26 protein-coding genes, 1 tRNA gene and 1 pseudogene are annotated in these 25,853 nt (G+C 72.2%); 17 read left to right on the top strand and 11 right to left on the bottom strand.

All coding sequences use genetic code 11. The features are described 5' to 3' along the window. Positions 1 to 217 precede the first annotated feature (217 nt). Together ABJI51_RS22820 and ABJI51_RS22815 are read left to right on the top strand one after the other, a co-directional pair. Positions 218 to 1,477 carry an MFS transporter gene (locus ABJI51_RS22820; protein WP_431605655.1) on the top strand — a complete coding sequence of 420 codons (1,260 nt, stop codon included), beginning with the start codon at positions 218 to 220 and terminating at the stop codon, positions 1,475 to 1,477. Positions 1,478 to 1,808: 331 nt separating this feature from the next. Continuing rightward, positions 1,809 to 3,200, top strand: coding sequence for a GGDEF domain-containing protein (locus ABJI51_RS22815; RefSeq protein ID WP_431605654.1), 1,392 nt, complete (start codon positions 1,809 to 1,811; stop codon positions 3,198 to 3,200). On the opposite strand, the gene ABJI51_RS22810 is transcribed toward ABJI51_RS22815, so the two are convergent. Continuing rightward, positions 3,178 to 3,528, bottom strand: coding sequence for a hypothetical protein (locus ABJI51_RS22810; protein WP_348953305.1), 351 nt, complete (start codon positions 3,526 to 3,528; stop codon positions 3,178 to 3,180). The two genes, ABJI51_RS22815 and ABJI51_RS22810, sit on opposite strands and share 23 nt — an antisense overlap. Before the next feature lie 1,252 nt (positions 3,529 to 4,780). Here ABJI51_RS22810 and ABJI51_RS22805 point away from each other — a divergent pair. From ABJI51_RS22805 to ABJI51_RS22795, 3 genes are all read left to right on the top strand, one after another. Beyond that, entirely contained in the window at positions 4,781 to 6,922 is a 2,142-nt protein-coding gene (locus ABJI51_RS22805) for a phospholipase A2 (protein ID WP_348953304.1), read from the top strand. A gap of 143 nt (positions 6,923 to 7,065) precedes the next feature. After that, positions 7,066 to 8,721, top strand: coding sequence for an LCP family protein (locus tag ABJI51_RS22800; RefSeq protein WP_489617904.1), 1,656 nt, complete (start codon positions 7,066 to 7,068; stop codon positions 8,719 to 8,721). A gap of 180 nt (positions 8,722 to 8,901) precedes the next feature. Beyond that, positions 8,902 to 9,372, top strand: coding sequence for a helix-turn-helix domain-containing protein (locus ABJI51_RS22795; RefSeq protein ID WP_348953303.1), 471 nt, complete (start codon positions 8,902 to 8,904; stop codon positions 9,370 to 9,372). A 52-nt stretch (positions 9,373 to 9,424) separates the two neighbouring features. On the opposite strand, the gene ABJI51_RS22790 is transcribed toward ABJI51_RS22795, so the two are convergent. Then, on the bottom strand, positions 9,425 to 10,876 hold the full coding sequence (locus tag ABJI51_RS22790; RefSeq protein WP_348953302.1) for a flavin-containing monooxygenase: 1,452 nt from the start codon (positions 10,874 to 10,876) through the stop codon (positions 9,425 to 9,427). Between the two features lie 71 nt (positions 10,877 to 10,947). Between ABJI51_RS22790 and ABJI51_RS22785 the strand changes: the two genes are divergently transcribed. Beyond that, complete coding sequence (locus tag ABJI51_RS22785) at positions 10,948 to 11,553, top strand: TetR/AcrR family transcriptional regulator (RefSeq protein ID WP_348953300.1); 606 nt, start codon at positions 10,948 to 10,950, stop codon at positions 11,551 to 11,553. Between the two features lie 188 nt (positions 11,554 to 11,741). Next, positions 11,742 to 12,161 (top strand): hypothetical protein, encoded by a 420-nt coding sequence (locus tag ABJI51_RS22780; protein WP_348953532.1) that lies wholly within the window; start codon positions 11,742 to 11,744, stop codon positions 12,159 to 12,161. Between the two features lie 3 nt (positions 12,162 to 12,164). On the opposite strand, the gene ABJI51_RS22775 is transcribed toward ABJI51_RS22780, so the two are convergent. Then, positions 12,165 to 12,386 (bottom strand): DUF3618 domain-containing protein, encoded by a 222-nt coding sequence (locus tag ABJI51_RS22775; RefSeq protein WP_348953298.1) that lies wholly within the window; start codon positions 12,384 to 12,386, stop codon positions 12,165 to 12,167. Positions 12,387 to 12,486: 100 nt separating this feature from the next. On the opposite strand from ABJI51_RS22775, the gene ABJI51_RS22770 reads away from it, so the two are divergent. Continuing rightward, positions 12,487 to 12,560: transfer RNA gene (locus ABJI51_RS22770), tRNA-Leu, on the top strand. A 1-nt stretch (position 12,561) separates the two neighbouring features. Here the strand turns inward: ABJI51_RS22770 and ABJI51_RS22765 are convergent. Further along, positions 12,562 to 13,449 (bottom strand): LysR family transcriptional regulator, encoded by an 888-nt coding sequence (locus ABJI51_RS22765; protein WP_348953297.1) that lies wholly within the window; start codon positions 13,447 to 13,449, stop codon positions 12,562 to 12,564. Positions 13,450 to 13,541: 92 nt separating this feature from the next. Between ABJI51_RS22765 and ABJI51_RS22760 the strand changes: the two genes are divergently transcribed. Continuing rightward, positions 13,542 to 14,378 carry an LLM class F420-dependent oxidoreductase gene (locus ABJI51_RS22760; protein WP_348953295.1) on the top strand — a complete coding sequence of 279 codons (837 nt, stop codon included), beginning with the start codon at positions 13,542 to 13,544 and terminating at the stop codon, positions 14,376 to 14,378. 7 nt (positions 14,379 to 14,385) lie between these two features. Here the strand turns inward: ABJI51_RS22760 and ABJI51_RS22755 are convergent, their stop codons facing one another. Continuing rightward, positions 14,386 to 15,333, bottom strand: coding sequence for a saccharopine dehydrogenase NADP-binding domain-containing protein (locus ABJI51_RS22755; protein WP_348953293.1), 948 nt, complete (start codon positions 15,331 to 15,333; stop codon positions 14,386 to 14,388). Between the two features lie 70 nt (positions 15,334 to 15,403). Between ABJI51_RS22755 and ABJI51_RS22750 the strand changes: the two genes are divergently transcribed. From ABJI51_RS22750 to ABJI51_RS22725, 6 genes are all read left to right on the top strand, one after another. Then, positions 15,404 to 16,324 (top strand): helix-turn-helix domain-containing protein, encoded by a 921-nt coding sequence (locus tag ABJI51_RS22750; protein ID WP_348953291.1) that lies wholly within the window; start codon positions 15,404 to 15,406, stop codon positions 16,322 to 16,324. A 49-nt stretch (positions 16,325 to 16,373) separates the two neighbouring features. Then, positions 16,374 to 17,261, top strand: a complete 888-nt coding sequence (locus ABJI51_RS22745; protein ID WP_348953289.1) for a hypothetical protein — start codon at positions 16,374 to 16,376, stop codon at positions 17,259 to 17,261. A gap of 194 nt (positions 17,262 to 17,455) precedes the next feature. Continuing rightward, a complete protein-coding gene (locus tag ABJI51_RS22740; protein ID WP_348953288.1) occupies positions 17,456 to 17,638 on the top strand; it encodes a hypothetical protein in 183 nt (60 codons plus the stop codon). Between the two features lie 190 nt (positions 17,639 to 17,828). Next, positions 17,829 to 18,374 carry a hypothetical protein gene (locus ABJI51_RS22735; protein WP_348953287.1) on the top strand — a complete coding sequence of 182 codons (546 nt, stop codon included), beginning with the start codon at positions 17,829 to 17,831 and terminating at the stop codon, positions 18,372 to 18,374. A gap of 23 nt (positions 18,375 to 18,397) precedes the next feature. Further along, entirely contained in the window at positions 18,398 to 18,871 is a 474-nt protein-coding gene (bcp, locus tag ABJI51_RS22730; protein ID WP_348953286.1) for a thioredoxin-dependent thiol peroxidase, read from the top strand. A gap of 33 nt (positions 18,872 to 18,904) precedes the next feature. Further along, on the top strand, positions 18,905 to 19,369 hold the full coding sequence (locus tag ABJI51_RS22725) for a VOC family protein (RefSeq protein ID WP_348953285.1): 465 nt from the start codon (positions 18,905 to 18,907) through the stop codon (positions 19,367 to 19,369). A gap of 213 nt (positions 19,370 to 19,582) precedes the next feature. On the opposite strand, the gene rdgB is transcribed toward ABJI51_RS22725, so the two are convergent. Next, positions 19,583 to 20,185 carry an RdgB/HAM1 family non-canonical purine NTP pyrophosphatase gene (rdgB, locus tag ABJI51_RS22720; RefSeq protein WP_348953283.1) on the bottom strand — a complete coding sequence of 201 codons (603 nt, stop codon included), beginning with the start codon at positions 20,183 to 20,185 and terminating at the stop codon, positions 19,583 to 19,585. Then, positions 20,182 to 20,958: a ribonuclease PH gene (gene rph, locus ABJI51_RS22715; protein ID WP_043776727.1), complete on the bottom strand. Its 777-nt coding sequence runs from the start codon at positions 20,956 to 20,958 to the stop codon at positions 20,182 to 20,184. Before rph ends, rdgB begins: the two co-directional genes overlap by 4 nt. Positions 20,959 to 21,084: 126 nt before the next feature. Between rph and ABJI51_RS22710 the strand changes: the two are divergent. Further along, a pseudogene (locus ABJI51_RS22710) lies at positions 21,085 to 21,894 on the top strand (lysylphosphatidylglycerol synthase transmembrane domain-containing protein); the annotation flags it as partial. Positions 21,895 to 21,981: 87 nt separating this feature from the next. Here ABJI51_RS22710 and ABJI51_RS22705 read toward each other — a convergent pair. From ABJI51_RS22705 to ABJI51_RS22695, 3 genes are read right to left on the bottom strand one after another with little or no spacing between them, the layout of a single operon-like run. Then, the gene (locus ABJI51_RS22705) at positions 21,982 to 22,749 is read right to left on the bottom strand and encodes an MBL fold metallo-hydrolase (protein ID WP_348953282.1); all 768 of its coding nucleotides are present in this window, start codon (positions 22,747 to 22,749) and stop codon (positions 21,982 to 21,984) included. A 29-nt stretch (positions 22,750 to 22,778) separates the two neighbouring features. Further along, positions 22,779 to 23,585, bottom strand: coding sequence for a glutamate racemase (gene murI, locus ABJI51_RS22700; RefSeq protein ID WP_348953281.1), 807 nt, complete (start codon positions 23,583 to 23,585; stop codon positions 22,779 to 22,781). Beyond that, positions 23,582 to 24,226, bottom strand: coding sequence for a rhomboid family intramembrane serine protease (locus ABJI51_RS22695; protein ID WP_348953279.1), 645 nt, complete (start codon positions 24,224 to 24,226; stop codon positions 23,582 to 23,584). Before ABJI51_RS22695 ends, murI begins: the two co-directional genes overlap by 4 nt. A gap of 92 nt (positions 24,227 to 24,318) precedes the next feature. Between ABJI51_RS22695 and ABJI51_RS22690 the strand changes: the two genes are divergently transcribed. Next, positions 24,319 to 25,167 (top strand): arylamine N-acetyltransferase family protein, encoded by an 849-nt coding sequence (locus ABJI51_RS22690; protein WP_431605653.1) that lies wholly within the window; start codon positions 24,319 to 24,321, stop codon positions 25,165 to 25,167. Here ABJI51_RS22690 and ABJI51_RS22685 read toward each other — a convergent pair. After that, a complete protein-coding gene (locus ABJI51_RS22685) occupies positions 25,125 to 25,841 on the bottom strand; it encodes an aspartate/glutamate racemase family protein (protein WP_348953276.1) in 717 nt (238 codons plus the stop codon). The genes ABJI51_RS22690 and ABJI51_RS22685 overlap by 43 nt on opposite strands. Between the last annotated feature and the right edge of the window lie 12 nt (positions 25,842 to 25,853).

Genomic DNA, 25,853 nt, shown 5'->3' with positions numbered 1-25,853 from the left:
CAACGGCGGCGGCGCGGCATCGGCGCGACGACGAGCGGCCGCCGTCCTGCGCCGAGCGAGCCGGGCTCGATCAGCCGGGCTTACCCGTGAACCGGTCACGAGGGGGTGACTGCGGGTCGCTACCGGGGACATCGGCGCGTAGCCGACGGCATACTGTCAGTGTTTCGCGGAGGCAGTCCGTGACTCCCGCGGACGGGGTCGTCACTGGCGAGGCACAATGCGACGGTCCATATTCACTCGATCGGGGGACGGTGGTTACGAGGTGACGACGCGCGCGACACCGCGGCTCCGGGCCGTCCTGGCCAACCGCGAATTCCGCGCGCTGTGGTTCGCCGAGACGCAGTCGATGCTCGGCGACCAGCTGACCATCGTCGCGCTGGCCATCCTGATCTTCGACCGGACCGGCTCGCCGCTGCTGTCGGCCGTCGTCTACTCCCTGACGTTCCTGCCCGCGCTGGCGGGCGGCCTCGGGCTGGCCCAGCTGGCCGACCGGTTCCCGCGGCGCGCGGTGCTGGTCACCGGGTCCTTCGCCCAGGCCGTGCTGATCGGGCTGATGGCGCTGCCGTCGATGCCGATGGGCTGGCTGTTCGCCCTGTTCGTCTGCGCGCGGCTGGCGAACGCGCCGGGCAACGCGGCCCAGAACGCGCTCGGCCGCGAGATCTTCGCCGACGACGACGTCTACCTGCAGAGCCAGGACCTGCGCGGGATCACCAACAACACCGCGATGCTGGCAGGCCTGGCCGCGGGCGGCCTGCTGGTGACGTCCATCGGCACGTCGTGGGCGCTGGCGATCGACGCGTTGACGTTCCTGGTGTCCACCGTCGCCGTGCGGCTGATGGTGCTGCGGCGGCCCGCGGCCGGCAACGGCGGTGCCCCGTGGTTCGGCGCCGTCCGGCAGGTTTTCGGCGACGAACGGCTGCGGGTGCTGCTCTACCTGTCCTGGCTCGTCGGCCTGGCGGTGATCCCGGAGGGCCTCGCGGCGCCGCTCGCCGCCCAGCTGGGCGCGGGCGACCAGGCGGTCGGCTGGCTGCTGGCGGCGGACCCGCTGGGGTTCGTGCTCGGGACGTTCCTGCTGTCGCGGTTCGTCTCGACCGAGCACCGGCGCCGGCTGCTTGGCGTGCTGGCCGCGCTGCCGCTGGCCGCGCTCGCGGCGTTCGCGCTGCGACCGAACCTCGCGGCCGCGCTGATCCTGCTCGCGCTGGCCGGCGCGACGGGTGCGTACGTCATCACGGTGTCGGCCACGTTCATCACGTGGGTGCCCAACGACATCCGGGGCAGCGCCGGCGGCCTGTACCGGACCGGGCTGCGGGTCGCCCAGGGTGTGGGCGTCGGCCTCGGCGGACTGGCCGCGCAGGCGCTCGGTTCGGCGAACGCGACGATCGCGCTCGCCGGGGCGGTGGGACTGCTGCTGGCCGTCCCGGTCGCGCTCGCGTGGCGCCGGGTCGGCGGGGCGGGGCCGGAACCGCTGCGGTCATGAGCGGGGAACCGGCGTCCAGGGGTCGGGACGGATCAGAAGTCACGGTTGGCCATCGGACGCCACCTCTCTGCACGGCCAAGATCATGAATGGCATTCACGGGCAGTACTGGGACAATTCGCAGCTGTTCAGAAGTCGCGGTTGCTCATGGGGACACCTCCATGCGGGGAGAGCTTCGCAGAACCTTTTGTGCCGCGTTCCCGGCAGTTACTCCCGAGGCCGCGGCGGATCCGTTGCTGTGGGATGGTACCCGGCTGCGGAATGCGTGAACACTCTGCCAGGTACCGATGAGATTACTCAAGGGCGGGACTAGGCTGGAAAGGAGGTGACCAATTGCATCCAGGACCGGACGGCGACCCCGGCGCCGGCGGCGGGCCGCCGCCGCGGGACGTGACGACAGGCGAGCCCGCGACCACGACCAGTGGCGCGACGGCGACCGCCCGGGTTCACCACGCGTACTGGCCGCGCAACTGGGCGCTGTGGCGCCGCCGCCCGGTGCAGGTCGCCTTCATGCTGGTGGCCGAAGCCGTCGCGGTCGCGATTCTGGTCGTCGCGTTCGCACGCTCGCCGATTCCGTCCGGAAACGACTGGCTCAATTTCGCGATACTCGCAGCCGGTGCGACGGTGCACATTCAGCTGACCCAGCGGCAGGAGGAACGGCGGCGGAACAGGACCAAAACCGTCCTGATCGACCTCACCGCCGTGTGGACGTTTTCCGCCGCGATGATCCTGCCGGTACCGCTGACGCTTTTCGTCATCGGCGTGATCCGCCTGCAACACTGGTTCATCGCGCGCAGGCCCGCCCACAACTTCATTTTCTCGTCGATCACACACGGCCTCGCAGGGGTGCTGGCGCACCTCACCTACACCGCGCTCGGGCCGCACGTGCTGGGCGCGGACTGGGCCGGATTCCTGCGCGAATTCGGCACGATCGTGCTGACCGGCGCCATCTACGAGGCGATCCAGATCGCGTACGTGGGCGGGGTGCTGCTGCTCGGTTCCCCCGCCGGGCGCACGGTTCGTAACGTCCTCGGCAGCCCGGCCGACAACATGCTCGAAGCGATCACCATCGGCCTCGGCGCGGTGACCGCGATCCTGCTCGCGGCCGTGCCGCCGATGGTGGCGGTGATGGCCGTGGTCACGGTCGTCTTCAATCGCCTTGCCGAACTCGACCAGCTCCAGAACGACGTCCGGACGGACCCGAAAACGGGCATTCTCAACATGCGCGGCTGGTCGGAGTCGGCCGAGCGCGCACTGGAACGAACCACACGATCAGGTGATCAACTGGCGCTCCTGATGGTCGATCTCGACCACTTCAAGTGGATTAACGACACCTATGGACATCCGGCGGGCGACGACGTGCTCCGCACAGTTGCGCAAACTCTCCGCGAAGTGACGAGACCGAGCGACTTGACCGGCCGTTTCGGCGGCGAGGAATTCCTCATTCTGCTGCCGGACATCGACGAAGAGGCCACCTGGGAAGCCGCCGAGCGCATCCGCACGGCAATCGCCAAGCTGCAGATAGTGACAACGGACAAACGCGGCGACCCGGCAACGATCACCGACCGAACGGCCTCGATCGGCGTAGCCCGCCACCCGAGGCACGGCGACACCCTGGAGCGCCTCCTCCAGTCAGCGGACGCGGCGGTCTACCTGGCCAAGGAGAACGGCCGCGACCAGGTGTGTTTCGCCCCGGACGGCGTCACACGGCCAGCCGGACCGTGAGTTCGGCCTTGACGACCACCTCGGCGGAAGTCCCGGCGGCGGCAGGCGCGAGCCGCAGCCGTTCCCCGCGGTAGCCGGCGGACTCCAGCCGCAGGAAGCGGGCGCCGGGTGCGGGCCGGGGATGGCACCAGTGCCGCACGATCCCGGTCCCGGTGGGGTCCCGGGCGAGGAGGAGGTATTCATGGCCGAGGTCGTCGGCGACGCGGCCGAGGCCGTTCCACCAGAGCGCCCGCAGGGTGGGGCCGTGGCGGTCGACGACGAGGTCGACGGGCGGATCGGCCCGGACATCGACGCGGAACCCCTGGGGGCCGAGGTACAGGGAGCGCACGCTGAGGAAGGGGCGGCCGGACTCACCACGACACCGCCCGGCTGAGGCGCTCCCACCGTGCCCAGCACCACGCTGGCCAGCCGAGTCTTCCGAGCCGACCCCACCGCCGCGCTGGCCGACCGGGTCATCGCAGCCGCACGCACCACACCCGCCAGTCCGATCCGCAGCGCAGCCACCCGCCCCACACCCACCGGCCGGATCCGCAGCGCAATCGCCCGCGCGACGCCCACCGGCAGGATCCGCGGCGCAGTCGCACCCACCACATCCGCCAGCCCGATCCGCGGCGCAACCGCACGCCCCACCCTCACCGGCCCGATCCGCAGCGCAGCCACCCGTACCACAGCCACCGGCCGCATCCGCGGCGCACCCGCACGCCCCACACTCACCGGGCCGATTCCCAGCGCAGCCGCACGCACCACGCCCACCGGCCGGATCCGCGGCGCAACCGCACGCCCCACACTCACCAGCCCGATCCCCAGCGCAGCCGCACGCACCACCGCTCCCGGCATCGCCCCCGGCCGCAGTCCGCCCGTCGCTACCCTCCAGGACCAGCACTTCCCGCCCGCAGTCCGCCCGATCCACTTCCGGCACCACCGCAGCAACCACCAGCTCGGCAGCCCGCCGCCCGTCCTCGCCGTCCACCGCCGGCGGCACACCGCGCAGCTCGGCAGCCAGCACCCGCCGTCCGGTCGCCTCCGCCCAGCCCAACGCCGCCGCGCGCAGGCCCGGCTCGGTTCTCATCCGCTCCGGCAGCGGCCGCGGCCTGCGTTCGCCGTGCCGGTGGGCCGCGCGGACCAGCCGGGCTGCCTCCGCCGTCCGCTCGCTCGGCCCGAACAGGCCCGTCATCGCCCGGCCCAGGTCGCTCACCTGGTCAGCCAGCACCACGCGTGCCACCGTCCGCGGGTACCGCACCGCCAGCTCCGCCGGGGCACAACCACGCAGGGCTCCCGCCAGCTCACGCAGCTCCGGCGTCCGCGGTTCACGCAACGCCGCCCCGGGGGCCAGCCTGCGCAGGGCCCGCACCGTGTTCTCCACGGGCACCCCGCCGGGATCGGTCGAGCCCACTGCACGCCCTCCTGGTCGCCGCGCCCCCACTTACCAGTGTGGCCCGGTCCGGCCGGCGCCGGAACGGAAGAACGGGCAGCCCTGCGGGACCGGCCGTCACCCGATCGGGCAGCTTACGGAAAGCCGCACCCGAACCCTGCGGTTATCCCCATGTCCCCCGCACGACCCGGCTGGCACCCTGGAAACCATGCCCGAACCGCCCCCTCTCCGCCGACCCTGGTCGACGTCCGGCTGGCTGCTGCTGGTCCTGCTCGTCGTGTTCGCGTTCGGGCTGATCGCGTCACGCCCGCCGGCGCCACCGGACCAGGGTCCGCCCACCGGGGACGTCCTCGCCGCGCAGAACGCCATCGAGGCACTCGTCCACCCCGGCCCGCGTCCGGACGCGCTCGCCCTGCTGCCGAAGGACTTCACCGCGCTCAGCGGCGTCACGCCGGGCATGCTGACAGCCCGCGACGGCACCGTCCGCGCCGTGCACACCGACGGCGGCTGCTCGACGCCCTGGGGCGACGACAACACGAAGTGGGACTACGCCGTCCCGTGCAAAGCCCACGACCTCGGCTACGACCTCCTGCGCTACGCCGACCGCAAGGGTCACCCGCTCGGCCCCGAAATCCGCGCGGCACTGGACAGCAGGCTCTCGGCCGACATGCACCACACCTGCGACCTCAACCCGATGAACTCGGCGCTCACCTGCCGCGTCGTCGCGTCCCTCTACTCGGCCGGGCTCGTGGTCAACTCCTGGCACCAGCGCTGGGGCCCGCCGGTCGGCGACCCGATCGGCCCGATGGTCGCCGGCGTGCTGGTGATCGGCTGCCTGCTGGTCTTCCGGCTGCGCGGCTGGTTCCACGCCCGCCGCCGCACCCCCGCCCCGGTCCCCGCCGCGCCGGCGTCGGTCGGGCAGTGGGCGCTGCTCGGCGCCGGCGGGGTCGTGCTCCTGCTGCTCGGCGAATCGGTGACGGCGCTCGCGCACTGGGCCGGGGCGCCCGAACCGGCGTTGTGGCCGCTGACCTGGCTCGCCCAGCTCGTCCCGCTGATCTTCTTCGCCGGCGGCCACCTCAACGCGGCCGGCTGGCGCGCCGAGCAGGACGCGGGCGGCGGCTACCGCCACTACCTGGCCGAACGCGCCAGCCCGCTGCTGCGGCCCGCGTTGATCTTCGCGGTCGTCGCGCTGCTGACGCCGCTGGCCCTCGAACTCCTCGGCATCCCGGCGGGGACGACGGCGACGGTGATGCGGATCGCGCTGCACCCGCTGTGGCTGCTCGGGGTGTACCTGCTGACCATCGTCTGCGCTCCCCCGCTGCTGGCCCTGCACCGCCGGGCGCCGGTCACCGCCGCCGTCGGGCTGCTCGCGCTGGTGGGTGCCGGTGAGGTGACGGCGAGCTGGTCCGGGTCGCCGTTGCCGCGCTACGCGGCGACGTTCGCCCTCGCGCTCCTCGCCCAGCAGCTCGCCTTCGCGCACGCCGACGGCGTACGGCCTTCCCGGCGTCTGCTCGGCTTCGCCGCCGCGGCCGGTGTCGCGGGCCTGGCCGGGATGAGTGTCCTGCGCGGCGGGCCACCCGTCCTGCTCGGCAGCCCGGGCGCTCCCGCGGCGCTCTCGGCGCCGGTGTGGGGCGTGCTGCTGCTCGGCCTGGTCCAGCTGGGCGTGCTGGGGCTGCTCGCCCGGCCGCTCGGCAGGCTCGGTGCCCGGCCCGCCGTCGACGGCGCGTGCCGGTTCGTGCTGCGCGCGCCGATGAGCCTCTACCTGCTGTTCCTCGCCGCGATGCTGCTGCTGGTCGCCGTCGTCCACCTCCCCGGGCGGATCGCCGACGGCCTGAGCTGGCTGGTCCGGCCGCGGACGCTGGTCGCGATCGGGCTGCTCGCGGTGCCCGCGACCTGCGTGTTCTGGTGGTTCGAGCGGCACGCCCACGGTGACCGCGCGCCCCGCGCGGCCGAGCACCCCGGCCGCCGGACGGCGGTGCTCACCCGGGCCGCGGCCGGGCTCGGCATCGGCTACGCGACGCTCGGCGTCTTCGGCTTCGCGCTCACCCGCTTCGGCGGGGTGGCCGCCGACGCCGACCTGCTGGGCCTGCGGCTCGACCCCATCCAGAGCCTGGTGCACCTGCTGCTCGGGGTCTTCCTGCTGCACACGATCCGGATCGGCGCCGGCGCGGCGACCGGCACCTGGCTGGCCACCGCGCTCGCCTGCGCACCCTCGCTGCTGTTCGCCGCCGACGACGTCACGCCCGGCCTGCTGGGCGTCACCCTGCACGCGGTGACGGCCGGGTTCGCGCTGCTCGCCGCCGCCGGGACCCTGCTGCCCGCCAGGCGGCCGGCGAACCTGACGTCGTGACCAGGCACGATTGCCGCGGATGCGGGAAACTGGGTGGTGCACGACACATTCACAGGGGGATGTGTAACGCTACGGCAACCCGGGGACGGCACCATGCGTCCCAACCCCAGTACCACCGATCGAAGCAGTGAGGAGTCGCCCGCGTGGATCACCCGCCTCGGAACGGGCAAGGCGGCCGCCGCCCCGCCCGGCCCTGGCAGGAAGAGCCAGGCCGGCGCACCCCACCGCCCCGCCGCCCCGCGCCCCGCCGTGACCCGGTGGACGTCCGCCGTGCCGCGCCGGACCGCCGTCCCCAGCCGCGCCCGGCGCCGCGGGCCCGCCGCAACTCCTTCCGCGGCGCGAAGGTCGCGGTCACCGTGGTGTCGCTGCTGGTGATGGGCCTGACCGGGTACGCGTGGGCGGCCATGCAGGGCCTGGTGAACGGGCTGAACTACGCGAACGTGATCAGCGACGACGCCGGTGGCGACAAGCCCGCCGACGGCGCCCGCGACATCCTGCTGGTCGGCCTCGACAGCCGCACCGACGCCCAGGGCAACCCGCTGCCGCGCGAAGTGCTCGACGAGCTGCGCGCCGGGGACTCCGACGGCGAGCTCAACACCGACTCCCTGATCTTCGTGCACATCCCGAACGACGGCAGCAAGGCCGTCGCGATCTCGCTGCCGCGCGACACCTACGTCGACATCCCCGGCGGCTTCGGCAAGCACAAGATCAACTCCGCGTACGCGAGGGCGATGCTGCAGGCCCGCAAGGACCTGCAGAAACAGGGCGTCACCGACCCGAAGGAGCTCGACGTCAAGGCCAACCAGGCCGGGGCGAAGGAGCTGATCCAGACTGTCGAGAAGCTCACCGGCTCGACCATCGACAACTATGCCGCGGTGAACCTGCTCGGCTTCAGCGACATCACCAAGGCCATCGGCGGCGTCGACGTCTGCCTGAACAACAACGTCAAGGACGAGTACTCCGGCGCGAACTTCACCAAGGGCCAGCACACGATCTCCGGCGTCGAGGCGCTCGAGTTCGTCCGCCAGCGCCACGGCCTGCCGCGCGGCGACCTCGACCGCGTGGTCCGGCAGCAGGTGTTCATGGCGGGCATGGCCCGCAAGGTGCTCTCGGCAGGCACGCTGACCAACCCGTCGAAGCTCAACGACCTCATCGAGGCGATCAAGAAGTCGGTCGTGCTCAACCAGAACTGGGACATCTTCGGGTTCGCCCAGCAGATGAAGGGCCTGACCGGCGGCCAGCTCGAGTTCCGCACCATCCCGGTGAAGAACGTCGAGTACAAGACGCCCGAGGACGGGGTCGCCATCCAGGTCGACCCGGCCGAGGTGAAGCAGTTCGTGCAGGGACTGGCAGGGCCGCCGCCGGGCCAGCAGTCGCCGACGGCGCAGCAGGCCGACACGAACGCCAACAAGGCGACCACGGTCGACGTCCGCAACGCCTCCGGCCGCACGGGCCTCGCGGCGAGCGTCGCCAAGACCCTCGAAGGCAAGGGCTTCACCTCCGGCGAGACGTCGAACGCGACCTCGCGCAAGACGACGGTGATCTGGGTGCCCAAGGGCGGCAAGGACGCCGGCCAGGCCGTCGCGGACGCGCTCGGCGGCTCGCCGACGATCCAGGAGGACAAGAGCGTCCAGTCCGGGCACGTGACGGTGTTCCTCGGCGCCGACTACCAGGGGCCCAGCTCGAACGCCAGTGGTGCCGGCGCGGCCACGGGTCCGACGTCGCAGGCCGCCGCGCCGCCGCCGGACACCGAAGAGGACAAGCCCATCACCGCCGAGGGCGTGCCCTGCGTCAACTGAGCCGGTCGGCCACCTGCCGTTAACCCGTTCGGCCTAACTCGCGCAATAGGTATCAAAGACATGCCCGAAATCGCGTAAGGGCCGGGCCCCAGCGCACTTACATACACGTGAGGGTGCACCTGCACGGGAATTATCACGCCCGTGCGGGGGCCGCGGGAGCGCACGGCAGGGGACATTGATGTGCTGATCGACGCTGAGGAGTACCAGCGGATCCTCGGAGACGAGCTCCGCAAGCTCCGGCGCAGCCGAGGATGGACGCGCAAGGAGCTGAACCAGCACCTGCAGAGCGAGATCTCGCTCCAGACGCTGGCCACCTACGAACTGGGCACCCGGCAGTGTTCCGTGGTGCGCCTGGTCGAGCTCTGCGTGGCGATGGACGAGCTCCCCCAGGACCTGCTGGCGAAGGTGCACCGCCGCGTGTTCGTCGACGAGCCCGGCCGCGTCCGCGTCGACCTGCGCAAGATCGTGGCCGACGCCCCCGCCGACCTCCTCCCGCTGCGCCGCTGGGCCGAGGACCGGCTCCGGCAGGCCGGCGAGCACGAGGCCGCCGAGATCGCCCTCGACCTGCCCGCGCTGGAACGCATGGCCGAGCTGTGCGGGCTGCCGACCGTCGACCTGATCGCGCGCCTGCGCCGCTACGTTTCCCGCTGACCGCGGGCCCTCACCGGCTCCCGCCACCGGTGAGGGCCCGCCCCGGCCCGGGTCAGCCGACCAGAAAGTCCTCGCGCCGCACCTTCCGCGTCTCCAGCCAGTACCGCCAGGTGAAGCCGGGCCAGATCGTGCGGTTGACGCCCTTGGCGTCCAGGTACCAGCTCTTGCAGCCGCCGCGGGTCCAGATGCCCCGCGCCAGCTTGCGCTGGATCCGTTCGTTGAACCGCTCCTGCACCTCGGGCTTCGGCTCGATGGCCCGCCCGCGGGCCAGCCGCAGCGCCTCGGCGATGTAGGAGATCTGCGCCTCGATCATGAACACGACGGAGTTGTGCCCGAGGCCGGTGTTCGGGCCGAGCAGGAAGAACAGGTTCGGGAAGCCGGCGACGGTGATCCCGAGGTGCGTCCGCATGCCCTCGGTCGCCCACTCCTTGCCGAGGTTGCGCCCGTCGCGGCCGACGATCTCCAGGTCGTCGAAGGCGTCGGTGACGTGGAAGCCGGTGCCGTAGATGATCACGTCCGCCGGGTGCTCGACCCCGGCGGCGTCGACGACGCCGTGTTCGCGGACCTCCCGCACGCCGCCGGTCACGACGTCGACGTTGTCCCGCGCCAGCGCCGGGTAGTAGTCGTTGGAGATGAGCACGCGCTTGCAGCCCATGGTGTAGTCCGGGGTGACCTTGCGCCGCAGCTGCGGGTCCTTGATCGCGCGGTCGATGGTGCGCCGGGCCAGCCGCTGGCCGAGCTTCATCACCCACGGCTGCCCGTTGAAGCCGATCGCGCGGGCTTCGAGCAGCCAGTACAGCAGTGACCGGTAGGCGCGCTGGGCCGGCGGGAACGCCCGGAACAGCGTGCGGGTCCGCCCGGACATCTCGTGGTCGGCCTTGGGCATGACCCACGGCGGCGTCCGCTGGAACAGCGTCAGCCGCTCGACGTCCGTGACGATCTCGGGCACGAACTGGATCGCGCTGGCGCCGGTGCCGATCACCGCGACCTTCTTGCCGGTGAGGTCGACGTCGTGGCGCCAGCGTGCCGAGTGGAACGCCGGGCCGCGGAAGTCCTCGATCCCGGGCAGGTCCGGGATCAGCGGCAGGTGCAGGGCGCCGACCCCGGCGACCAGCGCGTCCGCCACGAACTCGTCGCCGCCCCTCGTGGCGACGTGCCAGCGGTTCTCCTCGGCGTCCCAGCGGGCGCCGGTCATCTCCTGGCCGAACCGGATGAACCGGCGCAGGTCGTGCTTGTCGGCGACTTCGCGCAGGTAGCGCCAGATCTCCGGCTGCGGCGAATAGGCCCGCGACCAGCCCGGGTTCTGCTCGAAGGAGAACGAGTACATGTGCGACGGGATGTCGCAGGCGCACCCGGGGTAGGTGTTGTCCCGCCAGGTGCCGCCGACGTCGTGCGCCTTCTCGAGGATGACGAAGTCGTCCCGGCCCTCCTTGCGCAGCTGGATCGCCATCCCGAGACCGGAGAACCCGGTCCCGACGATGACGACGCCGGTCTCCTCGCCCATGACGCCTCCCGGTTCCTGTTACTCGTCGTCCAGCTTACTCAGAGTAGGTTACTACCGGTAGAGTGTTGCCCGTGACCACCGCCAAGCGCAAGCGCATGCCCCGGGCCGAGCGGGAACGGCAGATGATCGAGGTCGCCGAGCAGGTGTTTTCGGCACGCGGCTACGCGGCGGCGTCCATGGACGAGATCGCCGAGCTGGTGGGCGTCTCGAAGCCGATGCTCTACGAGTACTTCAACTCGAAGGAAGGCCTGCTCCTGGCCTGCATCCGGCAGTCGCGGGCGGTGCTGCGCGAGGTCACCGAGCAGGCGACGGTCGGGGCGGCAGACGCCGAGGACGCGCTGCGGCGCGGCCTGCTGGCCTTCTTCGTCTTCATCCGGGAGCGGCGCCAGGCGTGGTCGCTGCTGCGGCACGAGATGGCGCTGATCGGCACGCCCGCCGCCGACGAGGTCGAGGAGACCCGCCGCCAGCAGACCGACCTGATCGCCGCGCTGATGAGCGGCCACTTCGACAGCGAGGACGACCTGCGGGCCGAAGCCGCTGCGGAATTCGTGGTCGGCGCGTGCGAACGCCTCGCAATCTGGTGCGAGCGGCACGAGGAAGTGAGCCCCGAGACAGCCACCGAGTACGCGATGGACGTGCTGTGGAGCGGCCTGCGTGCCCGCGCACGGACGCATTAGGCCATTCGGTCGTTACTCAGCGCTGTCGTGTCTTGTGACACAGAGTTGCTCTACGGTATCGAGGACACGGTAGAAAGTGTGCTGGACTTTCGCGACCGGAGGAGGGGCGCGGGAACCACGTCACGAAAACGCGGTGGCCGAGTCACGGTTGTGTAAGGATGCTGGTGAGGGAGAGGGGCGTGAGGCAGATGGTGGAAACGATCACGGCGACGTACGTCCAGGAAGACGCCGACTGGGCGATCACGGTCAGCGGCCGTGGCAAGGAGCTGACCGCCCGGGCACCCGGCATCATCGCGGCGCGCGACCGGGCCGACCAGCTGGTCGAGCAACTCGCCGACGGCGCGAAGACGACGGTGGTGCACCTGCTCAACGGCAGTGCGCTGGACTTCACCAGCGCATACATGAGTGCCCGGCTGACGCTGCCGAAGCTCCCGCCGCTCGAGGTCCCGCCGCCCGGCAGCGTGCCGAAGCAGCAGACCCCGGCCACGGCGGAGAAGAAGCCGCAGCTGCCGCCGAGCAAGCAGCTCCCCAAGGAGGTCGAGGACCGCAAGGCCCCGGCCGAGCCGGCGCCCGCCGCGGAGAGCAAGGCGCCGGCCAAGCAGGCCTGAGCGCTACTTGAGGAGCTTGCGCACCAGCAGGACGAACACGAGCACGCCCGCGCCGATCAGCGGGTACTTGACCTTGGGGTTGTCCAGCTTGGCGCGCACGCCGTCCTTCGCCGCGTCCGCAAGCTTCTTCGGGTCGGCCTTGACGGTCAGCTGGTCGAGCGTCGCCGCCAGGGCCGTCCTGGCCTGCTCGATCTCACGCTCGATCGTCTCGGGATCGCGGGCCACGTGTCCTCCTCGCCGGCAAGGGACTTGCAGGCCCCAACTTAGTCGACCGCCCCGCCGCCGCCGCACGGGCCACGCCGCACGCTAGGCTTCCGGGTACTGGGGGCCCGTAGCCCAATTGGCAGAGGCACATGGTTTAGGTCCATGCCAGTGAGAGTTCGAGTCTCTCCGGGCCCACTCAGCCGCCGTCGCACAGGCATCGCTCACACGCCTCGACGAAGACACGCACGGCGTGACGTTCCTCCCCCGCCCGCCACACGACCGCGAGTTCGGCGGGTGCCAGGCCGGTGACCGGGCGGCAGACGATGTCGTCCCGCTGGTAGATCTGCGCGTTGCCCGCGGAAAGCAGTGCCACGCCGAGGCCGGAGCCGACGGCTTCGAGGGATTCCTCGGCGGTTTCGGCCTCGGCGACGACCCGCGCCGGCGCCGGGCTCCGGTCGTTTCCCAGCCAGAACTCGCGAAGCGGCCCGGCCGAGCGCGGCAGCGCGATGAACGGCTCCCCCGCCAGCTCGCTCAACGGAACCGCTTCGCGCGTGGCGAGCCGGTGACCGGCGGGCAGCGCGACCCACCGGTCTTCGGTGGCGACGACCTTGCGCGGGAACCCTTCCGGGACCGGCAGCCAGGCGACGGCGACGTCGACCTCGCCGCTGTCGAGCCCCACCGTCGGGTCGCTCCACGCGATCTGCCGGAACAGCAGCCGCCACTGCGGCAGTGCGGTCGCCATGGCCGCGGTGACCCGGGGGAGGAGACCGCGGCCGATCCGGGTGTGGAAGCCGACCGTCAAGGTCCTTCGCTCGGCCGCGGCCGCGTCGGCGAGCGCCCGCTGCGCGGCCTCCCACTGGCCGATGACCTGCCGGGCCTGCGGCAGCAGCGCCGCGCCCGCGGCCGTCAGTGCGACCGTGCGATGGTCGCGGTCGAAGAGCGCGACCCGCAACACCGTCTCCAGCCGGCGGATCTGCTTGCTCAGCGACGGCTGGGCGATGAACAGGCGGACGGCCGCCTTGGTGAAACTCAGCTCCTCCGCCACCGCGACGAAGTACCGCAGGTCCCGGACATGGACATCCATAGCCACAGGCTATGACCACAGGTCTTGGACGCCACCCGCCGGACCACCGGACGATGAACCCGATCAGCGAGTCACGGCGAAGGGCACCAGGGATGGAACTGGGAGTATTCGGACTGAACGCCAAGGCCACCCTCGGCCCGGCCGAGACGGTCCGGCTGGCGCGGCTGGCCGAGGACCTCGGCTATGCGTCGTGGTGGGTGGGCGAGCACGTGGTGCTCCCAAGTCCCCGGGTGCCGGAGTCGCCGATGGACCCGGCGGACCCGATCCTCGACCCGCTGGTGCACCTGTCCTACGTCGCGGCCGTCACGCGGCGGCTGGAACTCGGAACCGGGATCGTGATCCTGCCGCAGCGCAACCCCCTCGTCCTCGCCAAGCAGGCGGCGAGCCTGGACGTGCTGAGCGGCGGCCGCCTGCTGCTCGGGGTGGGTGCCGGGTACCTGGAACCCGAAATGCGCGCGGTCGGGGTGGCGATGGCCGACCGGGGCAGGCGCACCGACGAATACCTCGACGCCATGACCGCGTTGTGGACCGAACCGGCTCCCGCCTACCAGGGCCGGTTCGTCTCCTTCCGCGACGTGGACGCCCATCCGCGCCCGGCGCGGCCGCGGATCGTGGTCGGCGGGCACAGCCCCGCCGCGTTCCGCCGCGCGGTCGCCCGCGGTCACGGCTGGTTCGGCAACGGCACCCTCGAGGACCTGACCCGCCACCTCGCCGGGCTCCGGCGGGCCGCGGACGAGGTCGAGCGCCCGCCGCGGCTGGGCAGGTTGGAGATCACCTTCATGCCGCTCGACCCGGTGGTGGTCCAGCCACGCGACGCCGCGCGGTACGCCGAGCTCGGCGTGGACCGCCTCCTGGTCTACCCGCTGCCGCTGGAGGATCCGGCGGACGTCGCCCGGTTCCTGGAACGCCACGCCACCCTGCGGCCGTGAGCGGCGCTCAGTGCGTTTCGACGGTGACGTGCGGCGCCAGCGCCCGGAGGAAGTCGGCCGCGTCGAACATCTCGCCCGCCGGCGCGAGGCCCTTGACCAGGGTCCGTCCGGACAGGATCCGCTCGACCGCCTCCACCGCCAGCGGTGCCGTCACCGCGTAGATGTCCTTGCCGCGGGCGGTGATCCGGCGTTCCCCGCCGCCCGCGCGGACCACGACGTCCACCACGAACGTCTCCGCGGCGTCCCGTTTGCCGCCTGCCCTCAGGTCGGTGACCGCGTCGACCGTCATGTACGTCGTCACGTCGCGGACCTGCAGGTGGCGCGGGATCGTGATGATGTCGGCCATCGAGAACTCGCCGAAGACCGCGCGGGTGCCCAGCGGCTCCGGGAACTCCCAGTCCAGCGTCGGCAGGGCGTCGTCGCGGTACTCCAGGCGGCCGCCCGCGTAGCGGATGCGCTTGCTGCCCCGGCGTTCCCGGGACACCTCGCCCGAGGCGAGGGTGCCCGCCGTCGGGCGCCAGCCGCTCAGGCCGTACGCGATGTGCACCTCGTCGGCCGACGTCCGGCCGTCCAGCGCCGCCGTCGCCAGGAGGTCGCCCAGGCCGCCGAAGAACGCCATCGCGGGCACCACCACCGTGTCGGTGGTCAGCTCGAAGGTGTCCAGGTTGGCTTCCAGCTCGGCGGCGACGTCCACGTACGGGACGCCCGCGCGGACGGCCGCCTCGATCACCGGTTGGGCCGTCGCGGCGAACGGGCCCGCGCAGTTGATCACCGCCGCCACGCCGTCGAAGGCGCGGTCGAGTGCCGCCGGGTCGTCGACCGGCGCCGGGCGCCCGCCCGGCAGCTTCGCCGCGTCGCGGCCGGAAAGGACCGGGGTGAACCCGCGTTCGCGCAGCTCGCCGACCACGAAGCGGCCGGTGTGTCCGTAAGCGCCGTAAACCAGTACCGAAGTCATGCGGCAATCCTGACGACCGTCCCGCCCCGGCGACAGTGTCCGGAACGACGTGATCCGTACACTTCCGGACATGCACACTGTCGCGCTCGCCGCCACCGACGGGATGCTCGCCTTCGAGCTGACCATCGCCACCGAGGTCTTCGGCGAGAACCCGCGGTACGACTTCGCCGTGTGCGGCGACCACGCCGTCCGGGTCGGCCGGTTCCTGCTGGAGCCGGACCACGGGCTCGACCGGCTCGCGAGCGCGGGCACCGTGCTCGTGCCGGGCTGGGCCGACGTCGACGCCGATCCGCCCGCCGAGCTGGTCGACGCGGTGCGCACGGCCCACGCGCGGGGTGCGCGGGTGGCGTCGCTCTGCACGGGAGCGTTCGTCCTGGCCGCCGCGGGCCTGCTGGACGGCCTGCGCGCGACCACCCACTGGGCGCACACCGACGTCCTCGCCGCCCGCTACCCGCGGGTGACGGTCGACCCGGACGTCCTCTACGTCGACAACGGCAGCGTGCTGACCTCCGCGGGCAAGGCGGCCGCGATGGACCTGTGCCTGCACCTGGTCCGCGCCGACCACGGCCCGTCGGTCGCCAACGCGGCCGCGCGCCGGCTGGTCGTCCCGCCGCACCGGGCAGGCGGCCAGGCCCAGTTCGTCACCACCCCGGTCCCGGCGCGGGACGACCACCCGCTGGCCGCGCTGCTGCCGTGGATCACCGAACGGCTCGACCAGCCGCTGACGGTCGAGGATCTCGCCCGCGAAGCGAAGATGAGCTCCCGCCACCTTGGCCGTCACTTCCGCGCGGTGACCGGCACGACGCCCCTGCAGTGGCTGCTGACCCAGCGCATCCGCCGCGCACAGGAACTGCTGGAGAACACCGACGCGGGCATCGACGTCATCGCAGGCTCGGTCGGCATGGGCACCGCGACGACGTTGCGGCGCCACTTCAGCCGCGCGGTCGGCGTCCCGCCGGACACCTACCGCCGCACCTTCCGCGGCCGGTAGTTCCGATCCGTTCAAGACCGGCGGCCGGGCGGGCTGCCACGCTGGCCGCATGGCTGTGCACCTTTCCGCGGCGGCGTCCTTCATGGCGACCCACGCCCGCCTTCTCGACCGTCGCCGCTTCGAGCTGCTTCGCGGCGAAACCGACGTCAGTGCGGTACTCGCCGCCGTCGACGGATACCGCAATCCCGACGGCGGCTACGGCTGGGGCCTCGAACCGGACCTGCGGGCGCCGGAAAGCCAGCCCGGTGGTGCCCTCCACGCCTTCGAGGTGTTCGAGGAGATCGCGCCGGAGACGAGCCCGCACGCGGGCCGCCTGTGCGACTGGCTGGCGTCGGTGTCCACATCGGACGGTGGCCTGCCCTTCGCACTGCCCGTGGCGGATTCCGCCGGCTGCGCGCCCTTCTGGGTGCAGGCCGATCCCGCGGCGGCCACGCTGCAGAGCACCGCGTTCGCCACGAGCGTGGCGCTGCGCGTCGCGCGGCACGACCGGGCGGTCCGCGAACACCCGTGGACGGCGGCCGCGACGCAGTACTGCTTCCGTGCCATCCGCGAGCTTTCCTCGGCACCGCACGCGATCGCGCTGTCGTTCGCGGTGCGGTTCGCCGACGCGGCCTGCGACTTCCACGCGGAAGCGCCCGCGCTGCTGGACCACCTGGCCGCCTTTGTCCCGGCCGACGGCCTGGTCCCGGTCGAGGGCGGTTCGGACGGCGAAACGCTGCGCGCCCTGGACTTCGCGCCGCTGCCGGACCGTCCGGCGCGCGCGTTGTTCACCGGCAGCGTGATCGACGCCGAACTGCGCCGGCTCGCGGACGGGCAGCAGGACGACGGGGGCTGGCGGGTGGATTTCGCGAGCTTCTCCCCCGCCGCGGCCCTCGACTGGCGGGGCTACGCCACGGTCCGTGCGGTGGCGATCCTGCAGCGCCACGGCCTCGCCTGAAGCTCTACACGGGAGATACCGAGGTTCACTCGACCGTGGGGTATCGACGTTGCTTCGGGTGAGGACGCACCGGTGTCCCGCTGCCGCCGAACGGCCGAACCCGGCGGACGGCTTCCCCCGGCCGTCACGCGGCTTCCGGCGGCCCCGGCCGAACCCGTACTGTGACGGAGGAAGCCGGTTCCCGGAGGTGAAGCATGTCGTCGCGCAACCCGTTGCGCTGGGTCGCCCGCTGGGCCGACTGGTTCGAGGAACGCGGCGTGTACGTGCCGGGGGAAGAGAGCCGCGCGGTCGACCCGGTCCGCGATTTCGGCTGGTTGATGGCCGCGTGGGTGGCCGGGGTGGCGATCTTCATCCTGTTGTTCGCGCTCGCGGTTTAAGTGGCATGTCGGCAGTGATTGTCACCAGCCGTGCCGTTCCGGTCACGGATTGGCCACGGGGTGGCACCAGGTCCGCGACAACCCGCGGTCGCGCCTCGTAACCGCGCGCGATCACGGCCAGAGTGGAGCGGGTTCGCCCGGCAATCCCCCGTTGCCGACGGCACCCGACCCGCCGACTGGAGTACCCGCGATGGCGCTCGCGCGCACGTGCAAGATCATGTTCACCACAGGACTGCTTTCCCTGGCGGTGGCGTGCGGGGTCCCCGCGGCACACGACGGCACGGCGGCACTCGGCGCGGCGGGCTCGCCCGCGGGCGCCGGAGCGACGGCCGCACCGGCGGGCAACGACCTGGAGTTCGGCGCCGACCACCGGTTCGCCACGGGCCTGACGATCTCGGTCGGCGCCCCCACGTCGTTCCGTCCCAGCCCGGCGGCGTACCCGCAGAGCCCCCGCGGCGCGGCCTTCGACGTCCAGCTGACCAACGACGGTTCGACGACGTACAAGCTGTCGGGCCTGGCGGTCACCGCCACCTCCGGCGGGAACCCGGTCCAGCAGGTGGTGGACACGGCGCAGGGCTTCACCGGCATCACCGACGCGGGCAAGGACGTGCTGCCAGGCCGCTCGGTCCACCTGACGCTGGCGTTCGCGGTGCCGAAGGAGCAGACGCAGCTCCGGCTGCAGATCCGCCCGAGCGCGAACGACGCCACGGTGGTCACCTACTGCGGTCCCGCCTGAGCCGCCGCGGTTAGGCTCGGGCCATGACCGAGCGCCTTTCCCCCGGTGACCCTGCCCCGGACTTCACCCTGCCCGACAGCGAGGGCAAGGAGGTGTCCCTGAGCGACTTCCGCGGCCAGTCGGTGGTGGTGTACTTCTACCCGGCGGCGAGCACCCCGGGCTGCACGAAGCAGGCCTGCGACTTCCGCGACAACCTGGCGGAGCTGAACGACGCGGGCTACCAGGTCGTCGGGATTTCCCCGGACACGCAGGCGAAGCTGGCCAAGTTCGTCTCGAACGAAGGCCTGACGTTCCCCCTCCTGGGCGACCCGGACAAGACGGTGATCTCGGCGTGGGGCGCGTATGGGGAGAAGAAGAACTACGGGAAGACCTACCTGGGCGTGATCCGGTCGACGTTCGTGGTCGACCCGGAGGGCAAGATCGCGCACGCCTGGTACAACGTCCGGGCGACCGGCCACGTGGCGAAGCTGATCCGCGACCTCGGCCTGGCTTCTTGACCTCGACCTTGGTGGAGATCAGAGCATGGGGTCATGGCTGATCTCACCCAGGGCGTGACCGAGCTGGTCCTCGAAGCCCGCGACCTGCAAGCCTCCGAACGCTTCTACACCCAGGTCCTCGGCCTCCCGGTGGTCCTCCGCTGGGAGGGCCCGGCCTGGAAACACCGCGAAGCCGTCTGGGTCCAGTCCGGCGACCGGACGCGCATCGGCCTCTGGAAGCCCACGACGGGCATCGCGAACGCCCGGCCGGGAGCCCACGTCCACTTCGCGATGACGGTCGCCGAGGAGGACTACGACGCCGCTGTCGCACGGGCGCGTGCGGAAGGCGCGCACGTCGACGAGGTCTACTTCGGCGACGATCCGGCCGCGCCCGGGCAGCGCAGTGCCTACCTCACCGATCCGGACGGCCACGTCGTCGAACTCTGGACCCGGGACGTCGCCACCCAGGTCGACGCCGGGCCGCCGCACGCCGTCACGCCGGACGTCCCCGGCCTCTAGCGTCCCGCGTCTGAGGTTCGTTGACAGTGGCTGGGCGATGCGCGTCGGCGCCGGACAACGCAGGCCGAAATCCGTCGTCGGTGGACGCGATGGCGTGGGCTGAAAGGCGCTTTCCTCGCATCTGACGAGACGAAAGGCCCGTTCGCTGCACCGGATGAGACGAAGGCGCCTTTCAGCCCACCGGAAGCTGATCTCGCCGCGACAGACCAGGCTCTAGGCCAGTTCCCGCAGAGCCGGGAGCAGGGCGCGCAGCGCCCGTCCGCGGTGCGACACCGCGTCCTTCTCCGCCGGCTCCATCTCCGCCGACGTCCTGGTCTCCCCGTCCGGCTGGAAGATCGGGTCGTACCCGAACCCGTTCGTCCCCCGGCGCGAGCGCACCAGGGTCCCGCGCCACTCACCGCGGACCACGGTCTCCTCGCCCGACGGCAGCACCAGCGCCGCCGCGCAGACGAACTGCGCACCGCGGCGCTCGTCCGGGACGTCGCGCAGCTGGCCCAGTACCAGGTCCAGGTTGGCTTCGTCGTCGCCGTGGCGGCCCGACCAGCGGGCCGACAGCACTCCCGGCATCCCGTTCAGTGCGTCGACCGCGATTCCCGAGTCGTCCGCGATGGCGGGCAGGCCCGTTGCCGCGACCGCGTCGCGGGCCTTCGCCACCGCGTTGCCTTCGAAGTCCGGGGCCGTCTCGGGTGCCTCCGGGAACGGCGGCACGTCCGCCAGACCCAGCACCTCGATGCCGGAAAGGCCTTCCGCCGCAACGATCCGCCGCAGCTCGTCCAGCTTCTTCGCGTTGCGCGTCGCCAGGAGCAGCTTCGTCACTTCGAGCCCTTCTTCTTGTCCGGACGCGGTTCCGGCAGCTCGCCGGGGTACGGCAGCGCCAGCGCCTCGTTCTGCAGCCGGGTCAGTTCCGCGCAGCCCGCCAGTGCCATGTCCAGCATCGTGTCCAAAGTGGACCGGGCGAACGTCGCACCCTCGCCGGTGCCCTGGACCTCGATCAGCGTGCCCGCGTCGGTGGCCACCACGTTCATGTCGACCTCGGCGCGCGAGTCCTCTTCGTACGGCAGGTCCAGCCGCACGCGGCCGTCCACCACGCCGACGCTCACCGCGGCCACCGACGACGACAGCGGCTGCGGGTCGTTGAGCCGGTTCGCCGCGCCCAGCCACGTGATCGCGTCCGCCAGCGCCACGTAGCCGCCGGTCACCGCCGCCGTGCGGGTGCCGCCGTCGGCCTGGATGACGTCGCAGTCGATGACGATCGTGTTCTCGCCCAGCGCCGCCAGGTCGATGCAGGCCCGCAGCGACCGGCCGATCAGCCGCGAGATCTCGTGCGTGCGGCCGCCGATCCGGCCCTTGACCGACTCGCGGTCACTGCGGGTGTTGGTCGCCGACGGCAGCATCGCGTACTCGGCCGTCACCCAGCCGAGGCCCGAGCCGGCCCGCCAGCGCGGCACCCCTTCGGTGACGCTCGCCGCGCACAGCACCCGCGTGTTGCCGAATTCGATCAGCACCGAGCCCGCCGGCCACTGCTGGAACCCCCGGGTGATCTTGATGTCACGGAGCTGGTCGTCGTTCCTGCCATCTTTTCGAGCCACGGGAGCACTCTAGGACCGGCCACCCGGACCGCCGCCACCGCGTCACACCCACAGTAATTCAGCGCACGTTGACTTAGCTCGACCCCGGGTGCAGAATTCATCACACGATGAATTGAGGTGGGGACGATGGTCAAGCGGGTCCTGAAGGTCCTGGGTGTCGCGGCAGTGGGCGTGCTCGCCGTCCTGACCCTGCGCGACAAGCTGCCGGCGCCGTCCGACGTCCTCACCGCGCTACGCGGCGGCGACACCGGCTGGCTGCTGGCCGGCGCGCTCGCCGAGTTCGCCTCGATGGCCATGTTCGCCCGCCAGCAGCGCCGCCTGCTCATCGCCTTCGGCGTGCGGCTGCCCCGCCACCGCGCGCTCGCGCTCTCCTACAGCCGCTCCGCGATCTCGATCAGCCTGCCCGCCGGGTCGGCGGTGTCGGCCGCCTACGCCTTCCGGCAGTTCCGCGCGGGCGGCGCCGACCGCGCGGCCGCGACGTCGGTCATGGTGCTCTCCGGCCTGCTGTCCTTCGCCGGGCTGGCCCTGCTGTACGTCACCGGCGGCCTGCTGCGCCTCGGCGTGGCCCCGGCGGCCGCCGTGCTGCTCGCGGCCGCCGCGGGGGCCTGGGTACTGAGCCGCCGCCCGCCGCGCCCGCGGAAGGTCCACAAGGGACGCCTGGCGCCGCTGTTCGACGCTCTCGCCACCGCACGCGACGTCGCCCCGCGGCACTGGACGCTCGCCCTCGCCGCGGCCGCCGCGAACTGGCTCACCGACCTGCTCTGCCTGGCCGCCGCGGCCCGCGGGTTCGGCCTGCCGCTGAGCCTCGCCCAGCTCGCCGGCGTCTACCTGACCGTCCAGGTCATCCGCCAGATCCCGCTCACTCCGGGCGGGATCGGCGTGATCGAGGCGAGCCTGCTGGCCGGGCTGGTCTCGGCGGGCGCCGCGCACCCGGCCGCCGCGGCCGCCGTGCTCGCCTACCGGCTGCTGTCCTGCTGGCTGATCCTGCCGCTCGGCCTGGTCAGCTGGCTGGTGCTGCGCCGCTCAGACGTCGTAGACGGCGCCCTGCTTGACGACCTCGGCCCCGGGGAAAGCCGCCGAGGCCTCGGCGAGGACCGCGCCCGCGTCCGTCCACGGCGCGATGTGCGTGAGCAGCAGCCGCCCGACACCGGCGTCGCGCGCCAGCTCGCCCGCCTGCTTCCCGGACAGGTGCACCCCGGCGGGCCGCTCCGCCGAGTCCGTCCAGGACGCCTCGGCCAGCAGCAGGTCGACGCCGTCGGCCAGCTCGTTGAGCGCCGGGCACGGCGCGCTGTCGCCGGTGAAGGCCAGGATCCGGCCGCCGTAGGAGATGCGCAGGCCGTACGCCGGGGTCGGGTGGTAGACCTCGGCCGCGACGATGTCGAACGGCCCGATCCGGAACGCCTCGGCCCGCAGCGGGTGGAACTCGTAGACGTCCGTGAGGTCCGTCATGGCCCGCTCGGTCTCGTTGGGCGCGTACGCGTTCGCCAGCCGGACCGGCGCGTCATGGGGCGCGTACAGCGGCAGCAGCCGCGGCCGCGCGGGGTACGGCGGCGCCGGATGGTAGCGCCGCAGGACGGTGAGCGCGCTGACGTCGGCGCAGTGGTCGGGATGCAGGTGCGTGAGCACGAGCGCGTCCAGGTCGAACGGGTCGGTCACGGCCTGCAGCTGCGCCAGGGTGCCGTTGCCGAGCTCGAGGCCGAGCAGGAAGCCCTCGGCCTCGACCAGGTAACCGGACGCCGCGGCGTTCGGCCCGGGGATGCTGCCGGAGCATCCGAGGATGGTCAGTCGCACGACGACACCCTAAGCGCACGCGGCGCCGATCACGCAGTGGTGGGAGCGAGGACACCCGGGGCGAAGCCCATGAACCGCTGCGCGAGCCGGGTGAACGGCTCGGCCGAGCCGGTGGCGAGGAACTCGTGCCGCGGCGGCGTGTCCCTGGTGGTCAGCAGATCCCGCTCGGTGAGCACGCGCACGACGTCCTTCGCGGTCTCCTCCGCGCTGCTCACCAGGGTCACCTCCTGGCCCATGACGATCTGCAGCACCCCCTGCAGCAGGGGGTAGTGGGTGCAGCCGAGCACGAGCGTGTCGACCTGGGCGTCCAGCAGCGGCTGGAGGTAGCCCTGCGCGAGCCCGAGCACCTGGCGCCCGGAGGTGATGCCGCGTTCGACGAAGTCCACGAACCGCGGGCAGGCGACGCTGGTGAGCGTGATGTCCGGCGCCGCGGCGAAGGCGTCTTCGTAGGCCCGCGACCGCACGGTGCCCTCGGTGCCGATCACGCCGACGCGGCCGGTGTGCGTGGCGACGACGGCGCGCCGCGCGGCGGGCAGGACGACCTCGATCACCGGGACGTCGTAGCGCTCGCGGGCGTCGCGCAGGCAGGCCGCGGACGCCGTGTTGCAGGCGATGACCAGCGCCTTCACGCCGCTTTCCACGATCTCGTCGAGCGCCGCGAGCGCGTAGCTGCGGGCGGTGGCGATCGGCAGCGGACCGTACGGGTTGTGCGCCGTGTCGCCGACGTAGCGGAGCTGCTCGGCGGGCAGCTGCTCGAGGATCGCCCGCGCGACCGTCAGCCCGCCGACGCCGGAATCGAACACGCCGATCGGGGCATCAGCGGGCGGAGACGTCACACCCCGAGGTTACCCGGCGCGGCGGGGACGGCTTTGCGGGACTTGCCCGTGCGGCTGGTCAGCCACGCCGCGAGGACGCCGGCCAGCGCACCGAAGACGTGCCCCTGCCACGAGACACCGGGGTTGCCCGGCAGCAGGCCGGCCAGCATGCCGCTCCACACGCCCAGCAGGACGACGGCGAGCAGGATCTGCCCGGCCGCGCGGTTGAAGATGCCGCGGACCAGCAGGTAGGCCAGCCAGCCGAAGGCCAGCCCGGACGCGCCGACGGTGACACCGTTCGCCGGCCCGATCAGCCACACGCCGAGCCCGGAAACCACCCAGATGATGGCCGTGACCAGGGCGAACCGGCCGATCCCCGCGGCCATCGCGAGGAAGGAGAACACCAGCACCGGCACCGTGTTCGCGAACAGGTGCGACCAGCCGGCGTGCAGCACCGGCGCGAACAGCACGCCGTCCAGCCCGGAGAGGGCGCGGGAGTGGATGCCGCCCTGGTCGAGGTCGCCGGGCAGGATCACGTCCACCAGCTCGACCAGGTAGAGCAGCAGCGTGAACGACAGCGAGACGAGGGCGGCCGCCTTCGGTTTCGGGGGCAGCACGCGCTTGGCGGCGTCGGTTTCCGGGGCGGGGATCGGTGTGCTCACGATTCGAGGCTACGTCGGGCACCGGGCGGCCCGCCTCGGGTGAAATCCCTGATCCGCGGGTTTTGTCGGGGGTCGCCGCTAACGTGCCGGGCATGGACGTCAACGGTTACCTCGCGCGGCTCGGCCTGGATCCCGAGCCGCCGGGACTGGAGGCGCTGCGGCGGCTGCACGCGGCGCACGTCGAACGCGTGCCGTACGAAGCACTGGAGATCCAGCTCGGGCGGCCGACCCCGCTCGAGCCGTCCGCCTCGCTGGCGCGGATCCTGCGGGGCCGCGGCGGGTACTGCTACCACCTGAACGGGGCGTTCTCGGCGTTGCTGGCGGCACTCGGCTACCAGGTCACCCGGCACGTGGGCGGCGTGCAGGGCAGTGCTGCGGACGCGCCGAACGTCGACGGCAACCACCTGGCGCTGACCGTCACCGGGCTGCCCGACTCCGCGGAGGCGTGGCTGGTGGACGCCGGGCTCGGCGACGGCCCGCACGAGCCGCTCCCCCTCCGGGAAGGCACCTACGTGCAGGGGCCGCACACCTACCGGCTCCGGCCGTCGGAGGTCGCGCCGGGCGGCTGGCGGTTCGAGCACGACCCCTCCGGCAGCTTCACCGGCATGGACTTCGCGCCCGGCGCCACGCAGCTGGCCGGCTTCGCGGCGAAGCACGAGTGGCTGTCGACGTCCCCGGAGTCGGGGTTCGTGCGGGTGTGCGTGATCCAACGGCGGGACGCGAACGGCGTGGACTGCCTGCGCGCGCTCACCCTGGACCGGCACGGCGTCAAGGAGCTGATCGAGTCACCCGGCGACTGGTGGGCGGCGGCGGGTGACGTGTTCGGCATCCCGGCAGCGCAGTTCACGGAGGAGGAACGCGAGCGGCTGTGGCGCCAGTGCGTCGCCCAGCACGAGGCTCACGTCGGCGAGAAGGGGAGCGAGGTGGTGCCCAGCGCGTAGTCCACCGCCGCTTCGGCGTGCAGGCGGGTCGTGGGGAACGTCGGCACCGGTGAGTCCTCTGCCCCGACGAGCAGCTCGATCTCCGTGCAGCCGTAGATGACCCCCTCGGCGCCCGCTTCGACCAGACGCGCGATCACGCCGCGGTAGGCCTCGCGGGATTCGGGCTTCACCACGCCGTGCACCAGCTCGTCGTAGATGATCCGGTGCACGAGGTCGCGGTCGCCGGCGTCCGGCACGAGCACGTCGAGCCCGTGCGCGGCGAGGCGGTCGCGGTAGAACGGCTGCCCCATGGTGAACCCGGTCCCGAGCAGGCCGATCCGGTGGACCCCGGCGGCCTTGACGGCCGCGGCGGTCGTGTCGCCCAGGTGCAGCAGCGGGATGCCGAGGCCGGCTTCGAGCCGGTCGGCGACCTTGTGCATGGTGTTGGTGCAGAGCACGACGAAGTCGGCACCGGCCGCTTCGAGCGCCTTGGCGGCGCGGTTCAGCTCGGCACCGGCGTCGTCCCAGCGGCCGCCGGCCTGCATGCGCTCGATGGCGGCGAAGTCGACGGAGTAGAGCACCGTGTGCGCGGAGTGGTACCCGCCGAGGACGGTCCGCACGCGTTCGTTGACGAGCCGGTAGTACTCGATGGACGACTCCCAGCTCATACCCCCCAGCAGTCCGATGACCTTCATGTCACCAGGATG

It is taken from the genome of Amycolatopsis melonis, from assembly GCF_040064235.1.
GTDB classification, from domain to species: Bacteria; Actinomycetota; Actinomycetes; order Mycobacteriales; family Pseudonocardiaceae; genus Amycolatopsis; species Amycolatopsis melonis.
Note: the sequence above shows the minus strand (reverse complement) of the source record. Positions and strands in the feature narration are given on the sequence as shown.

What these genes read in the sequence shown, in the direction of transcription:
- bcp (WP_348953286.1), top strand. Translation starts at nt 18,398, where the DNA reads ATGACCGAGCGCCTTTCCCCCGGTGACCCTGCCCCGGACTTCACCCTG.
- ABJI51_RS22685 (WP_348953276.1), bottom strand. Translation starts at nt 25,841, where the DNA reads ATGAAGGTCATCGGACTGCTGGGGGGTATGAGCTGGGAGTCGTCCATC.
- ABJI51_RS22725 (WP_348953285.1), top strand. Translation starts at nt 18,905, where the DNA reads ATGGCTGATCTCACCCAGGGCGTGACCGAGCTGGTCCTCGAAGCCCGC.
- ABJI51_RS22745 (WP_348953289.1), top strand. Translation starts at nt 16,374, where the DNA reads ATGGCTGTGCACCTTTCCGCGGCGGCGTCCTTCATGGCGACCCACGCC.
- ABJI51_RS22750 (WP_348953291.1), top strand. Translation starts at nt 15,404, where the DNA reads ATGCACACTGTCGCGCTCGCCGCCACCGACGGGATGCTCGCCTTCGAG.
- ABJI51_RS22780 (WP_348953532.1), top strand. Translation starts at nt 11,742, where the DNA reads ATGGTGGAAACGATCACGGCGACGTACGTCCAGGAAGACGCCGACTGG.
- ABJI51_RS22820 (WP_431605655.1), top strand. Translation starts at nt 218, where the DNA reads ATGCGACGGTCCATATTCACTCGATCGGGGGACGGTGGTTACGAGGTG.
- ABJI51_RS22755 (WP_348953293.1), bottom strand. Translation starts at nt 15,333, where the DNA reads ATGACTTCGGTACTGGTTTACGGCGCTTACGGACACACCGGCCGCTTC.
- ABJI51_RS22765 (WP_348953297.1), bottom strand. Translation starts at nt 13,449, where the DNA reads ATGGATGTCCATGTCCGGGACCTGCGGTACTTCGTCGCGGTGGCGGAG.
- ABJI51_RS22735 (WP_348953287.1), top strand. Translation starts at nt 17,829, where the DNA reads ATGGCGCTCGCGCGCACGTGCAAGATCATGTTCACCACAGGACTGCTT.
- ABJI51_RS22740 (WP_348953288.1), top strand. Translation starts at nt 17,456, where the DNA reads ATGTCGTCGCGCAACCCGTTGCGCTGGGTCGCCCGCTGGGCCGACTGG.
- ABJI51_RS22760 (WP_348953295.1), top strand. Translation starts at nt 13,542, where the DNA reads ATGGAACTGGGAGTATTCGGACTGAACGCCAAGGCCACCCTCGGCCCG.
- ABJI51_RS22805 (WP_348953304.1), top strand. Translation starts at nt 4,781, where the DNA reads ATGCCCGAACCGCCCCCTCTCCGCCGACCCTGGTCGACGTCCGGCTGG.
- ABJI51_RS22690 (WP_431605653.1), top strand. Translation starts at nt 24,319, where the DNA reads ATGGACGTCAACGGTTACCTCGCGCGGCTCGGCCTGGATCCCGAGCCG.
- ABJI51_RS22790 (WP_348953302.1), bottom strand. Translation starts at nt 10,876, where the DNA reads ATGGGCGAGGAGACCGGCGTCGTCATCGTCGGGACCGGGTTCTCCGGT.